This window comes from Candidatus Neomarinimicrobiota bacterium, from assembly GCA_030743815.1.
GTDB lineage: Bacteria > Fidelibacterota > Marinisomatia > Marinisomatales > S15-B10 > UBA2146.
In genome coordinates this window covers 1-14152 of sequence record JASLRT010000080.1, presented here as the reverse complement: position 1 = coordinate 14152, position 14152 = coordinate 1, and the positions used below count along the sequence as shown (strand labels likewise).

General features: G+C 50.8%; 12 protein-coding genes. 11 read left to right on the top strand and 1 reads right to left on the bottom strand.

Annotated features, from left to right (window positions below):
* The first annotated feature begins 124 nt into the window (after window positions 1-124).
* From QF669_06490 to QF669_06475, 4 genes are read left to right on the top strand one after another with little or no spacing between them, the layout of a single operon-like run.
* A complete protein-coding gene (locus tag QF669_06490; GenBank protein ID MDP6457078.1) occupies window positions 125-1183 on the top strand; it encodes a galactokinase family protein in 1059 nt (352 codons plus the stop codon).
* A complete protein-coding gene (locus QF669_06485; GenBank protein ID MDP6457077.1) occupies window positions 1176-2027 on the top strand; it encodes a sugar phosphate nucleotidyltransferase in 852 nt (283 codons plus the stop codon). Before QF669_06490 ends, QF669_06485 begins: the two co-directional genes overlap by 8 nt.
* A gap of 1 nt (window position 2028) precedes the next feature.
* Window positions 2029-3165 (top strand): alkaline phosphatase family protein, encoded by a 1137-nt coding sequence (locus tag QF669_06480; protein ID MDP6457076.1) that lies wholly within the window; start codon window positions 2029-2031, stop codon window positions 3163-3165.
* A 32-nt stretch (window positions 3166-3197) separates the two neighbouring features.
* Entirely contained in the window at window positions 3198-4898 is a 1701-nt protein-coding gene (locus tag QF669_06475) for a D-aminoacylase (GenBank protein MDP6457075.1), read from the top strand.
* A 149-nt stretch (window positions 4899-5047) separates the two neighbouring features.
* Here QF669_06475 and QF669_06470 read toward each other — a convergent pair whose 3' ends face one another.
* The gene (locus QF669_06470; GenBank protein MDP6457074.1) at window positions 5048-5578 is read right to left on the bottom strand and encodes a hypothetical protein; all 531 of its coding nucleotides are present in this window, start codon (window positions 5576-5578) and stop codon (window positions 5048-5050) included.
* A 424-nt stretch (window positions 5579-6002) separates the two neighbouring features.
* On the opposite strand from QF669_06470, the gene QF669_06465 reads away from it, so the two are divergent.
* The 7 genes from QF669_06465 to rpe all read left to right on the top strand — a co-directional run bounded on the left by QF669_06465 (window position 6003) and on the right by rpe (window position 14050).
* On the top strand, window positions 6003-7022 hold the full coding sequence (locus QF669_06465; GenBank protein ID MDP6457073.1) for a glyceraldehyde 3-phosphate dehydrogenase NAD-binding domain-containing protein: 1020 nt from the start codon (window positions 6003-6005) through the stop codon (window positions 7020-7022).
* Window positions 7019-8020, top strand: a complete 1002-nt coding sequence (gene gap / locus QF669_06460) for a type I glyceraldehyde-3-phosphate dehydrogenase (GenBank protein MDP6457072.1) — start codon at window positions 7019-7021, stop codon at window positions 8018-8020. The genes QF669_06465 and gap overlap by 4 nt, the downstream gene beginning before the upstream one ends.
* A gap of 67 nt (window positions 8021-8087) precedes the next feature.
* Window positions 8088-9398, top strand: coding sequence for an aminotransferase class III-fold pyridoxal phosphate-dependent enzyme (locus QF669_06455; protein ID MDP6457071.1), 1311 nt, complete (start codon window positions 8088-8090; stop codon window positions 9396-9398).
* 221 nt (window positions 9399-9619) lie between these two features.
* Window positions 9620-11257, top strand: coding sequence for an HD domain-containing phosphohydrolase (locus tag QF669_06450; protein ID MDP6457070.1), 1638 nt, complete (start codon window positions 9620-9622; stop codon window positions 11255-11257).
* Window positions 11254-11547, top strand: coding sequence for a hypothetical protein (locus QF669_06445; protein ID MDP6457069.1), 294 nt, complete (start codon window positions 11254-11256; stop codon window positions 11545-11547). The genes QF669_06450 and QF669_06445 overlap by 4 nt, the downstream gene beginning before the upstream one ends.
* Window positions 11548-11570: 23 nt before the next feature.
* Entirely contained in the window at window positions 11571-13358 is a 1788-nt protein-coding gene (locus tag QF669_06440) for an SLC13 family permease (GenBank protein ID MDP6457068.1), read from the top strand.
* A gap of 35 nt (window positions 13359-13393) precedes the next feature.
* Window positions 13394-14050, top strand: a complete 657-nt coding sequence (gene rpe, locus QF669_06435; GenBank protein MDP6457067.1) for a ribulose-phosphate 3-epimerase — start codon at window positions 13394-13396, stop codon at window positions 14048-14050.
* The last annotated feature ends 102 nt before the right edge of the window (window positions 14051-14152 follow it).

Genomic DNA, 14152 nt, shown 5'->3' with positions numbered 1-14152 from the left:
GCTCGGCGGTTTATGGATTCCTACTCGGTACCGGTCACATCATCTACGGATCCTCCTCGGGAGTTTTCCTGGTGGGGCTGGCAACTGCCGCTTCCGTCGGTCTGTTCAAAGTCTGGAATAGATCTTGATCGTCTCTTCGCCCGGCCGTATCTGCCTTTTTGGTGAACACCAAGATTATCTTGGTCTTCCGGTCATCGCTGCTTCCATATCACTTCGTGTTACTATAGAAGGTCAGCCTCGGGAAGATATGACAGTAACTGTTGATCTACCTGATATAGGTGGGGAAGAGACATTTTCTATGGAAGGCGACCTTACTTACACGAAAGAAGCTGATTATTTCAAAAGCGGCATCAATACAATGAGAAAAGATGGATTTACCTTTTCGAACGGCTGTGACTGCGTAGTTAAAGGGAATATTCCCGTTCAGTCAGGGACGTCAAGTTCTTCAGCCATGGTGGTATCTTGGATCAACTATCTGTCTGCCATGAGTGACCAGGCGGAGGAGTTGGAGCCAAGGGTATTGGCGGATCTGGCATACCGGGCTGAGGTACAGGAATTTGATGAAGCCGGGGGTCTGATGGATCACTACACAAGTGCGGTGGGTGGTGTTGTTTATATCGCGTCTGAGCCTGAAATGGTTGTAGAAAAATTGTCGTGCAGGTTAGGTTCGTTTGTGTTGGGAGATTCACTGGAGAAAAAAGATACCCAGGCGGTTCTTTCGCGATCGAAAGAGCGGGTGATGGATCTGGTGTTCAAAATACAATCAAAAAACAGGGATTTTTCTCTTCACACAGCAACGTCCCATGAGGTTGCCGAAATAGAGAATCTTTCTGAAGAAGAGATGACCCTTCTAACTGAGACCCTTCTCAACCGGGATATTACTTCTGAAGGGTTGGATTTATTAAATGAAGATATAGACGAAATAAGATTAGGCGATTTGTTGAACCGGCAGCATGCCATTCTCCGCGATACTCTTGGTGTTTCAACGGAAAAAATTGAAACAATGCTGGAGGTGGCCATGGGGGCTGGTGCACACGGTGGTAAGATCAACGGCTCAGGGGGTGGAGGTTGTATGTTCGCCTATGCGCCAGACAGTGCGGAAGAAGTGGCGGCTGCTATCGAGCAAGCGGGAGGAAAGGCCTATATTGTTCATGTGGATAAAGGGTCGGTAAAAGATGGATAGGAATATGGTAATTCTGGCGGCGGGAATTTCATCGCGCATGAAGAGAACCGCGACGGGAGAGGTAAGTCTCAGCAGGAAACTGGTGAGAGAGGCAAGCATGAGGCCCAAGGCGATGATCAGCGTCGGTGAAGGGGGCCGCCCGTTCCTCGATTATCTCCTGTTCAATGCTTCCGAAGCGCGGTATAAAGACGTGGTACTCGTCCTCAATGAACGTGACGAGGTCACCGAGCCTTATTACTTCGGTCGGGATGTCTGGGGACTGAAGCTCAGTTTCGCAAGGCAGACAATTCCTGAAGGGCGGTTCAAACCGTTGGGCACTGCCGATGCCGTCTTACAGGGACTTAGGTCCCGCGGCGATTGGAACAGGCAGAAGTTTACTATCTGCAACAGCGATAATCTCTATTCGTCGGCGTCACTGGAGGCTCTTCTTAAAGACGACCATCACAACGCAATGATCGACTATGACCGCGACGCCCTGGGGGTGGAGCCGGAACGGGTAAACGCGTTTGCTGTTATCTGGAAGGATCGTGAAGGATTTCTGACCGATATCGTGGAGAAGCCGAATGCGGAGGAGGTAGAAAAGGCCAGAGACAGTGCCGGAAGGGTCGGCGTCAGCATGAATATTTTTCGCCTCGACCAGGATGCAATCCTCCCCGAACTGGAGGCCTGCCCCCTCCATCCTGAACGGCAGGAGAAAGAGCTGCCGACAGCAATCAAGATGATGATAGCAAAACATCCTCGCGCCGTTTACACCATCCCCATGGCGGAAGAGGTGCCTGACCTCACAAGCAGGGGCGATATCTCAAAAGTGCAACGCTTTCTGGAAAGAATGGTGATAGAGTGAGATGATTTCTTCCAGGCAGGGATCAGAAAGGGTGGTCAAGAACGGGTTGCTCGCAGCAGTTCTTTTCCTTCTCATTTCTCTGTCTGTGTCGATCCATGCCGGGCAGAAGCTCAAGACGGAAAATGTCATCCTTGTAACCATTGACGGTTTTCGCTGGCAGGAGATCTTTTCCGGTCCTGACAGTCTGCTTCTTCACAGCGAGAAATACTGCGATGATATAGAGGCGCTCAGAGCCGAGTTCTGGCATCCCGATCCGGCGGTGCGCCGTGAGAAGCTGCTGCCGTTCTTCTGGAGTGTCATTGGCGAGAAGGGGCAGCTTTACGGTAACCGGAAAAAAGGCAGCGTAGCCTACCTCACGAATCCTCACATCTTTTCCTACCCCGGCTACACCGAGATTCTGGTGGGCTATGTAGATACCAACATGGACAGCAACGCCAAGCGGTGGAATCCCAACCGGACAGTCCTCGAGTTTGTGAATGATCTCCCTCGCTTCCGCGGTAAGGTGGCGGCGTTCTGTTCGTGGGATGTGTTTCCCTACATCATCAACAGCAAGCGGAGCGGTATTCCCGTCAGCGTGGGGGACGGCCCACCGCAGGGTATCGAACTTTCTCAGACGGAGGCAGTCCTATATCAACTGCAGCAGCAGATCCCTCCGCCGTGGGGATCGGTCCGTTGGGATGCCATCACTTACCACCTTGCGTTCCATTATCTGAAACAGAATCGCCCGCGACTTCTCTACATCGCTTTCGATGAGACCGATGACTACGCCCACGACGGGAAGTACGGCCATTACCTCCGCTCGGCTCACAAGACCGACAGCTACCTTTCCACTCTCTGGTCGTGGATTCAGTCAGATCGGCGCTACAGGAATCGCACTACACTGATTATCACCACCGATCACGGCCGAGGAGAATCACCGCTGGACAGCTGGCGCAATCACGGCGATGAAGTGGAAGGGGCCGAAGAGGTATGGATCGCGGTCGTGGGACCGGATACGCCCGCCCATGGTGAGATACAAGATCAACCGCCTGTTTTCTCCAATCAGATAGCGGCGTCCGTCGCGGCCCTTTTGGGGCTTACTTACGCCAGCGTCCGTCCGACCGGAGTTGTCATGCAATCACTATTCACAGATGAATAGTGTAGTTCATCATTCATAAGGAGAAATCAAGCATGAAACATCTGTCGATCTTCAGTTTTGCTGCGGTGTTGTTCTGGAGTTGTCAGCCGCCGGCCGCTATCACTCCGGACAGTCCCATTTCATACGACGTGATTATAAGAAATGGAACAGTCTATGACGGTTCGGGTGCAGAAGGCATAATTGCAGATGTAGCTATTTCCGGCGATCGGATCGCAAAGATTGGCCCCAACCTATCGGGGAAGGCCAAAGCGGAGATTGACGCAACGAATATGGCCGTGACTCCGGGATTCATCAACATGCTTAGCTGGGCCACAGAATCGCTCATCGCCGATGGGAAGTCCCAGAGCGACATCCGGCAGGGAGTAACGCTGGAGGTATTCGGTGAGGGGTGGTCAATGGGACCTCTGAGTGAAACAATGAAGAAGGAAGAGGCAGAGAGTCAGGGTGACCTCAAATACGACATCGCATGGACGACTTTGGGGGAATACCTGGAATTCCTGGAGAGAAGGGGTATCGCATCCAATGTAGCTTCATTCGTAGGTGCCACGACGCTTCGCATCCACCAAATTGGTTTTGAAGATAGACCCCCCAGCGAAGAGGAGATGGCCGTCATGAAGGATCTGGTGCGGCAGGCCATGGAAGAAGGCGCCCTCGGCGTAGGGTCATCGCTCATTTATGCACCGGCCTTTTATTCATCTACCGAAGAGCTGATTGAACTGTGTAAGGTCGCCTCTGAATACGGCGGCATGTATATTTCTCACATGCGCAGCGAGAGCAATCGCCTGCTGGAGGCGCTGGACGAACTGATCCGAATTGCAAGCGAGGCGGACATTCCTGCGGAAGTTTACCATCTGAAGGCTGGCGGCAAGAAGAATCACTACAAGATGGATCTCGCCATCGCCAAGATGGATTCGGCCCGCGCCGCCGGTCTGAAGATCACAGCAGATATGTACACCTATACTGCTGGCGCCACCGGTCTCGACGCCTCTATGCCGCCGTGGGTGCAGGAAGGGGGATACGAAAAGTGGGCCGAGCGGCTGAAGAGTCCCGCAATCTGGGAACGGGTCAAGGCCGAGATGCAGCAAGATACGGACGACTGGGAAAACCTTGGCCTCCTTGCGGGCTATGACAATGTGCTGTTCGGCGGCTTTAAGAATCCCGATCTGAGGGAGTACATAGGGAAGACACTGGTTGAGGTGGCACAGATGCGCGGCACACCGCCTGAGGATACGGCTATGGATCTGGTGATTGAAGACGGCAGCCGTGTTGATGTGGTATACTTCCTCATGTCCGAGGAAAACGTCAAGAAGCAGATCCGGGTGCCTTATGTCAGTTTTGATTCAGATGCCGGCTCACTGGCGCCTGAGAGCGATTTCCTTAAATCAAATCCCCATCCGCGGGCTTACGGCAATTTTGCCCGTCTGTTAGGAAAATATGTGCGGGATGAAAAGGTGATTCCGCTGCACGAGGCCATCTACAGATTGTCAGGACTGCCGGCAACGAATCTGAAGATCCGCCAGCGGGGATTTCTGAAGGAAGGATACTACGCCGACGTGGTGGTCTTTGATCCGAACAGTATTCAGGATCACGCAACCTTCGAGAATCCTCATCAATACTCCACAGGCGTTCACCACGTTTTCGTCAATGGCGGGCACGTCCTGAATGATGGGGAGCACACCGGCATCACACCGGGACGGGTCGTTAGAGGGCCCGGCTGGGTAAGGTGGAATTGACCTTGCCTCCCAGTCGTGTGAGTAAGCCGAAATCGCCCGCCCGCGGGACTCCGCACGAGAGTCTCAAGATTATGCGGGCGAGCGGTCCGGCCGTCGTGTAACCGGGGTGAGGCGGTGAGGAGGGTTACGCGCCTCTCAGGTTACGTCTGTTATTCCGGTTGGGAACTGTTTTTCGCCAGTAGATCGACAGAATCAACCGATGCCAGATCTACGGTAATGGAATCTGCTGGCACTTCATGCGCCAGATCGGTGGTGAACTCCCTGCTGTTCCAGATGAACACTTTTCCGGCTCCTAATTTGGAACGAGCATCGGCAAAAGCTTCGGCAAAGGTGTAGCCGGAATCTCCTTGACCGTTGTATTCCGGTAGCGCCGGTTCTTCCGCCACAGGCTGGTCGTCCTCTACATAGGTGCCTTGTTCTGCGTCGAGTTTGGCATGTTGTTCTTCATTCTCAGACAACACTTTCTCTTGGGTCCATTCATCGATGAACTTATGGTCAAACTCAGTCACGGGCGAAAGATCGATCGGATCAGGTTTCTCCTGGCGAATTTCAGAAGCGATGTTGAGAGCAACAGTTGCTGACTCTTTCGCTTCATGTCTGTAAATGCCGAGCGCGATGGCCAGTGCTATAACGGCGCTCAAGACCAACAAACCCGCTGTCTCCTTTAACTTCTTTCTCATGGTCCGTCTCCTTGTTCTCAGGTTGAACCAAAAAAGGAGGGCGCCTCATCAAGAGACGATTCCTCCTCATCTATTTGGGCGGATAGTTTTTCTCTCCGCTTGCCATCTCTTACGCTGAAAGTTTCTTTCAGGTTCCCGTCATCGTTCGGGAGAAACTCTGGAATTCATACATTCGGCTGGTGGTAATGATCTGGATGCAGAGCGAACTAATCTCTACCGATCAGCTATTCTCGCGTAACAAAATCGAAAAACTGATCTACATTGAGGTTAAAAATAATGTTGAAAAATGATGTCCGATGGTTGTAATTTTTAGTAACTCAAGAATGAGTTACTTAAGTGTAATTGTGCAATTGAGGAAAGGTAACAGGATTACAAAAAAGTTATTGGCGACAATTATGATTCTTGCTATAGTTTCATATTGAGAATGGAACCTTCGATCAGAATTGGCCTCATCGGTTTTGGAAGAATCGGCCGCGACATCTTCCGTATAGGTTACAGAAATCCCCGCTATCAGTTCGTCGCCATCAGTGATCTCGCCCCGCCTGAGTCGCTTCATCACCTTTTAATGTGGGATTCGGTTCACGGTCCTATGGAAGATGATGTCATTCTGGAAGGCAACGATATCCGAGTTGATTCACAAAAGGTCCGGCTTCTGGCGGGGGGTGTTCCAGGCGAGATTCCGTGGGACGCTTTTGATGTGGATGTAGTAATTGACGCGACCGGCCGTTTCAGGGAATTCTCCGATCTGCATAAACATCTGGATGCAGGTGCCCGGCGCGTCTTCGTTACCAGTCCTCCCATCGATCGAATTGATAGGGTTATCATCCTCGGTGTAAACGAAGACAGGATTTCGATCGATGATAAGATTGTTTCATCTACTTCATCTACAACCCAGGTATTGGGATTGATGCTGAAAATATTGGATGAAAATTTTGGAGTTGAGAAGGCCTTTATGACCACGGTCCACGCTTATACTTCGGATCAGCCTCTGGCCGATGCGGTCCGTTCTGACTTGAGGCGTAGCAGATCGGCGGTTGAGAATATTATTCCGAATGAAAATTTCTCATCTACCATTGTCGCTTCCATCATACCTGAAATGAAGGGGAAGATTGACGGTATCGCCTTCAATGTACCGGTTCCCGACGGTTCCTGTGTTGACTTAACCACAGAGCTTAAGAATCTGCCGGATGTATCAGAAGTAAACGCCGCCTTCAAAAATGCATCTGAGAATAGCCTGTCAGGAATTGTCGGCTACACTGAAGATCCCATTGTGTCAAGCGATGTCATCGGATGCAGTGAATCGATGATATTTGATGCCAAAGCTACCATGATTTCTGCCAATGCACTTCTGAAAACGATCGCGTGGTACGACAACGGCTGGGGGTTCTCCAAGCGGATCCTTGAACTGATAGACCGCTATCAGATTCTGGAAGAGGGCTCATGAGGGTTGCCATCAACGGCTTCGGTCGTATCGGCCGGTCTGTCTTCAGGATTCTCAATCACAGAGATGATTTTGAGGTTGTGGCGATAAATGATATCACTCCCAACGACGCCCTGGTTTACCTGCTTAAGTACGATACTGTCATGGGTCGCCTGAAAGATACTGTTACCCTGAAAGGTGACACGCTCAAGACCGAGTTGCACACTGTGAAGATGATTGCTGAGAGGAATCCTGCCGCTTTGCCGTGGCGGGAGCTTCAGGTGGATGTGGTGGTGGAGTCGACTGGTGTTTTCAGGACGCGCGAAACAATAGAACCGCATCTGGAAGCAGGGGCGAAAAGGGTAATTCTGACCGTCCCAGCCAAGGACGAAATAGATTATATGGTAGTCATTGGTGTTAACGATGGCGACATGCGACCGGAGCACCGGATAGTCTCAAACGCCAGCTGCACCACTAATTGTCTTGCTCCCATGGCAAAGGTTCTGAATGACGCTTTCGGCGTCGAGTACGGCGTCATCAATACTATACACGCCTACACCAATGACCAGCGGCTGGCAGACGTACCTCACACAGACTGGCGCAGAAGCAGGGCGGCCGCTGAAAACGTCATTCCGACAAGTACGGGCGCCGCCAGAGCCGTCGGTAAGGTACTGCCGGAACTTGATGGAAAGCTCGACGGCATCGCCATGCGAGTCCCCGTACCGGACGGATCAATAGTTGACCTTGTGGTGCAACTGAAAGAAGATGTGACTGTTGACAGGATTAATGAAGCTGTTCATGAAGCATCCGAGAGTGAGCATCTCAGCCCCATCCTGCAATACTCTACCTTGCCGCTGGTTTCTACAGATATTATAGGTAATACGCACTCGTCCATCTACGATGCTCCCTTTACCAGGTTACTGGAGGGCAATCTGGTCAAGACGCTCAACTGGTACGACAACGAATGGGGCTACTCCAACCGGGTGGTAGATCTAATCGGTATCTTTTCAGCATGGGGTTAAGTTAAGTTGTAGACACTCTTGTCACTGTCCCCATAGTCGAAGGTAACAGTGATTGAGAAGATGTGAATTGGCTTCTGTAAATCTCCAGACTGACATTCCCGGTCCCAACAGCAGGGCACTTGCCGAACGGCGCAAAGAAGCTGTGGTCGACGCCCATGGCTCTGTTGTGCCCATCTATGCTGCTTCGGCGGAAGGGGCGACCATTACTGATGTTGATGGGAACGTCTTCCTCGATTTTGCCGGCGGCATCGGTGCACTGAATACAGGTCATCGCCATTCTGTCATCCTTGACCGTGTTCGTCACCAAATAGATGACTACCTCCACGTCTGTTTTACAGTAACGCCCTACGAACCGTACGTTGCGCTGGCGGAGAGACTCAACAGGATCACTCCCGGAGACTTTCCTAAGAAGACGTTGCTTGTCAACAGTGGTGCCGAAGCGGTGGAGAATGCAGTGAAAGTGGCGCGCTACGTAACCAGGCGACCGCGGGTTATTTCGTTTGAGCATTCGTTCCACGGCAGAAGCCTCATGACCATGGCCCTCACCTACAAGGAGATGCCGTATAAGCACGGTTTCGGCCCATTTCCAGAGGACGTTCTGCGCCTGCCATTTCCTTATAAACGGGATTCGTCAGAAGGTGCTCTCTTCATTCGTTCGCTTCATGCGTTGTTAGATGAGGCAGGTGCAGATACGGTGGCGGCGGTCGTCATCGAATTGGTGGCGGGAGAGGGAGGCTTCATGCCGGCCAACAGAGAATTCGTAGCCGAACTCCGGAAAGTATGTACAAATGAAGGAATCGTACTTGTGGTGGACGAGGTGCAGTCAGGCTTTGGGCGGACGGGGAAGATGTTCGCCTGCGAGTGGTACGACCTCGAGCCCGATATCATCACGATGGCAAAGTCGCTCAGCGGCGGTCTTCCTCTTGCGGCAGTGACGGGCCGGGCGGAGATGATGGATGCCGTCCATGCGGGTGGACTGGGAGGGACCTTCGGCGGAAATTCTTTAGCGTGTCAATCTGCCCTCGGGGCCATTGAGATTCTCGAAAAACTACGGGGTGACGGACGCCTCGATCATCTTTCCGGGTCGATTCCGCACAAATTTCAGGCGCTTCAAGAGCGGTCACCTTTCGTTTCTGATGCCCGTGGAATTGGGTGCATGTATTCCTTAGAGATCTGCGACGGGACGCCGGCTGAGAATCCGTCGAAGGAGAGGGCTAATAAACTGTTGGACCGCTGTCTCCAGGCCGGTCTTATCATGATCCTCGCTGGTACTGACGGTAATGTGATCCGCACCCTTATGCCACTTACGATCTCCGATGGGGAGTTGAAAGAAGGGATAGAAATTCTCGAGGAAAATATCCTGGTGTTGGAATCGTGACGACAGGGACTCTCTTATAGTTCCGCCAATATTTGTTCCAACTCCAGATTAACCTCATCAATATTTCTGGGAGAAACAACTCCTTGAGAAAGAACTCACACGGTTATAAGTTTCTACTTTCCCTGTCTTGAGGATGATGAATCAGGAGGAGTATTATTATGGCAACAAGAAAATCAGCCGGCAAGCAAACTAAGTCGCAACCCGAACAAGGGCGTGAGGCGATGCTGGAAGGTCTCGATCCGGACACACGCCGGATAATAGAGGACTTGGAATGTCAGGTAGAACGTTTCTCTGAAATCGGGCTCGCTTTGTCGCGCGAGAAAGATATGAACAAGCTGCTAGAAATGATCCTGGAAGAGGCGAAACGAATCACCAACTGTGATGGACGTACGCTCTATATGATGACTGATGATCAGCGACTGAAGTTTGAGATTGTGCGCACTGATTCCCTCAATTTCCATATGGGCGGCACAAGCGGGGAGGAAGTTCCGTTCTATCCGGTTAAACTCTATCTTGATGATGGAAAGCCAAATCATCACATGATTGCCGCCTATGCCGGTCTGACCGGCGAAACGGTGAACATCCCAGACGCGTACAAGGCAGAAGGGTTTGACTTTTCGGGCACCAAGATGTTTGATGAAAAGACGGGCTACCGCTCAACATCATTTCTTACGGTGCCTCTCAAGAATCATATGGATGAAATCATCGGCGTGATCCAGCTTCTGAACGCTCAGGATCCAGAATCAGGTGACGTGATTCCTTTCCCGAAGGAGAAACAGACGTTAGTGGAATCGCTCTGCAGTCAGGCGGCCATAGCCATCACGAACAAGAACCTGATCGATGAACTGAAAGTTCTGTTTGAGTCATTTATTAAGCTCATTGCTACAGCTATCGATAAGAAGTCGCCCTACACCGGCGGGCACTGCAACCGGGTACCAATTCTCACCATGATGCTCGCTGACGCGGTGGAGAAGGCTGACTACGGTCCATACAAGGACTTCCAGATGACCGATGAAGAGCGCTACGAGCTGTACATCGCCGGCTGGCTGCACGACTGCGGAAAGGTGGCGACACCGCCCCATATCGTTGACAAGGGGACCAAGCTGGAGACAATCTTCGATCGCATCGAGACGGTGAAGACGCGATTTCAAGTGTTGAAACGGGACGCGAAGATAGATTATCTTCAGAAAAAGCTCAAGCTTAACGGTTCGGATAACGGAGAACTGAAGAAGCTTGAAAGAGAGTACAGATCAAGACTGCGAAAGATAGGAGATGACGAAAAATTCATCGAAAAGTGCAATGTTGGCGGTGAATACATGGCAAGGGATCTGCAGCAGCGGGTCATAGATATAGCGAATTATCCGTATAAAGAGGGGGGAAGGAAGAAGCAGTTTCTCACGGAGGAGGAGGTGCAAAACTTGAATATTGCCAAGGGCACCCTTCTGCCAGAGGAGCGCCAGGTTATCAATGATCACATATCCATTACTATTGATATGCTGGATGAACTTCCTTATCCAAAGCATCTCAAGAAGGTGCCCGAATTCGCTGGAGGCCATCATGAGAAACTAGACGGCACGGGCTATCCCCAGGGACTGAGTGAAAGGGAGATGACTACACAGGCGAAAATGATGGCTATCGCCGACGTCTATGAGGCACTCACAGCCGCGGACAGACCCTATAAGGACGGGAAGAAGCTATCTATGGCTATGCGCATCATGGGTTTCATGCGTAATGACTACCACATTGATAAAGACCTGTTTGAGATTTTCGTAAAAGAAGGAGTATACAAGCAGTACGCTGATGAATATGTGAAGGAGGGGCAGATCGACAAGGTAGACGAAGCGGCACTGCTGGGATGAAACTGAAATCGGTCAAAACCCTTAACCGTGAGGAATTGCACGAGTATCTCTTAGAGATTCAAGATTATGTTGATGATATTCTGAAAAGCGGTAAGAATATCGATACTTTGCTGTATGAGACCGACCTGTTTGATGAGTTTGAGCAGATTCTTCCCGATGAGGAGTTTGGTATCTTCATCATCATTCTTCTCAACAGGATTCGAATAGATTCTATCATCGATAGACTACTTAATGTGATTGAATATTCACAGGATAGTGACAATGGTCGCATCGTGAAATCACGAGGTTGAACAGGACTTAAGGTATCCTTCTTATGTTTGGTGAACCACTGCTATTTCTGGTCATCGTTGCCGTGGCGCTCGTCTTTTTTGTCTGGGAGCTGTTCCCTATGGATGTCACAGCGCTTGCGTTGCTGACCGTTCTGCTTCTAACCGGGTTTCTCTCTCTTGATGAGGCTATTTCCGGCTTCAGCAACAAGGCGGTGCTCACCGTGGGTCTCATGTTTATTCTCAGCGCTGCCCTGGTGAAAACAGGCTTTGTGGAAGTTTTGGCTGAGCGCCTCAGCCGTCTTGCCGGCAACGCCTGGGTTGCCATCGGCCTGTTCCTGGTGGCGACCAGCTTCATCTCGGGACTGATCAACAACACTGCGGCTGTCGCCATTTTTATCCCGCTGGCAATGCACTTGAGCCAGCGATTCCAGATCTCCCCTTCGAAACTCCTTATTCCTCTCTCGTACGCCGGAATCTACGGCGGCATGCTGACACTCATCGGCACTTCAACAAACCTCCTGGTGAGTTCAATGGTGGAACAGCAGGGGCTTCCACCTCTCGGGATGTTCGAGTTCTTTGGCATGGGACTGATCTTCATGGCAGTCGGTACTGTCTACAATGTTTTCCTGGTGCCGAGGATTCTATCTTCCCGGGCGGGCGTCTCAAGCCTGACGGGCAAATACCACTTGTCCGCCTATCTTACGGAGTTCGAGATCGGCGAAGGATCACCCCTCATCGGATCCACGTGTCTGCAGCGTGCCGTCAATCAGAAATATGATATTACGATTCTTGCCATTATTAGAGGAGATAGCCGCATCGAGAACGATCTGAGGAATCAGGAACTGCGAGGGGGAGATATCCTGATTGCGCGGGGAACGCTGACGAACTTCGTCCGCTTCCGGGAGGAAGAGAAAGTGCTTATGCTGACGGACACAAAGATGAATCAGACCGAACTGACACGCGGTGAGAGCACCATCGTAGAGGGATTGGTTACACAGGATTCGAGTCTCATCGGTAACACGCTGAAGGATATTAACTTCCGCAATAAATTCAGTTCTTTCGTTTTGGCGGTGCGGCGGGAAGGGAAAACCTTGAGAGAGAAGATCGCACGTATTCCATTACAGTTCGCCGATACACTGCTGATTCTTGTGCCGCGGTCGAGTCTTTCGGTTCTGTTCAACAATCCCGATCTGGCGATACTTCAGGAGCACGACATTCGCCTGCACAAGGTACGCTTCTGGTGGCTGGCAATTGCCATCATACCTCTTGTTATGTTCATTGCAGTATCAGGGAAAACGGATATTCTCCAAGCGGCGCTCATCGGCACAGTAGTTCTTCTTATTCTTCGAGCTATTACAGTTCAGGAAGCATATCGTTCCGTGAACTGGTCGGTCATCGTTCTCATCGCCGCTTTCGTTCCCGTGGGGATTGCTATGGAGCGGTCCGGCGCCGCCGATATTCTTGGTTCGAGTATTGCCACTTTTGCTCATTTCTTCCCGGATGAATTAGCTCCTCGGGCTGCCATGTCTTCACTCTTTTTTGTAGCAGCGTTTATCACCTCTATTATGTCAAATAATACAGCAGCAATTGCCCTTGTTCCTGTCGCTTTTTCTATTGCTAGTCAAATGGGTGTAGATGTGAGACCGTTTATTTTTGCCGTGGCCTTTGGTGCGTCCACATCTTTCTCCACACCTATGGGTTACAAAACAAACCTCATGGTTTACGGTCCCGGTCAGTACCGGTTTTCGGATTTTTTGAAAGTGGGAACACCCCTTAATATTGCTTTTTGGTTGTTAGCCACATTTCTCATTCCCGTCTTTTGGCCGTTTTGAGTATTGTCTAAATTCTACCAAAGAGGAAACCAAGTTTGATAAAGTTATCACCCTCCTTACTCTCGGCGGATTTCTCCAATCTTTCTCTTGCACTGGATCAGTGCAAGGAGGGAGGTACTTCCATGGTCCACATCGATGTCATGGACGGGCACTTTGTCCCCAACATCACCATGGGTCCGGTGGTGGTAAAAGGTGTCAGGCGGGCGACAGATCAAATTCTTGATGTGCATCTCATGATCGAAAACCCGGATCGCTACATCACTGATTTTGCCAAAGCCGGTTCAGACATGATCACCGTTCATATTGAAACATGTCCAAAAGTGCGGGAAGTTTTTCAGCAGATTCGGAACGAAGGTGTCAGGCCGGGCATTACACTCCGGCCCAGCACCGATCTTGAAACGATAGAGGATACACTGGAAGATGTGGATCTGGTGCTGGTGATGTCGGTTGAGCCCGGTTTCAGCGGTCAGACATTTATCCCTGGAATGATGGACCGCATTGCCAAGGTTCGTGAATGGGTTGATAAGATGGAGAATGGCCGCCCCGAAATTTCTGTGGATGGTGATGTAAAGCTCCAAAACGCCAGAGAGGTGACCAATGCTGGTGCCGATATTGTTGTTTCAGGTTCCGGTGTGTTTGGCACTGATGATCCTGTTACCACAATGAAGGAGTTTGCAGCCATTGACGGATAAGAATATGAAAATACATTTAGCAACAGACCACGCCGGCCTTGAACTGAAAAATGCCATAGGAAAATATCTTACTGAAAAAGGTCATGACGTTACTGACCACGG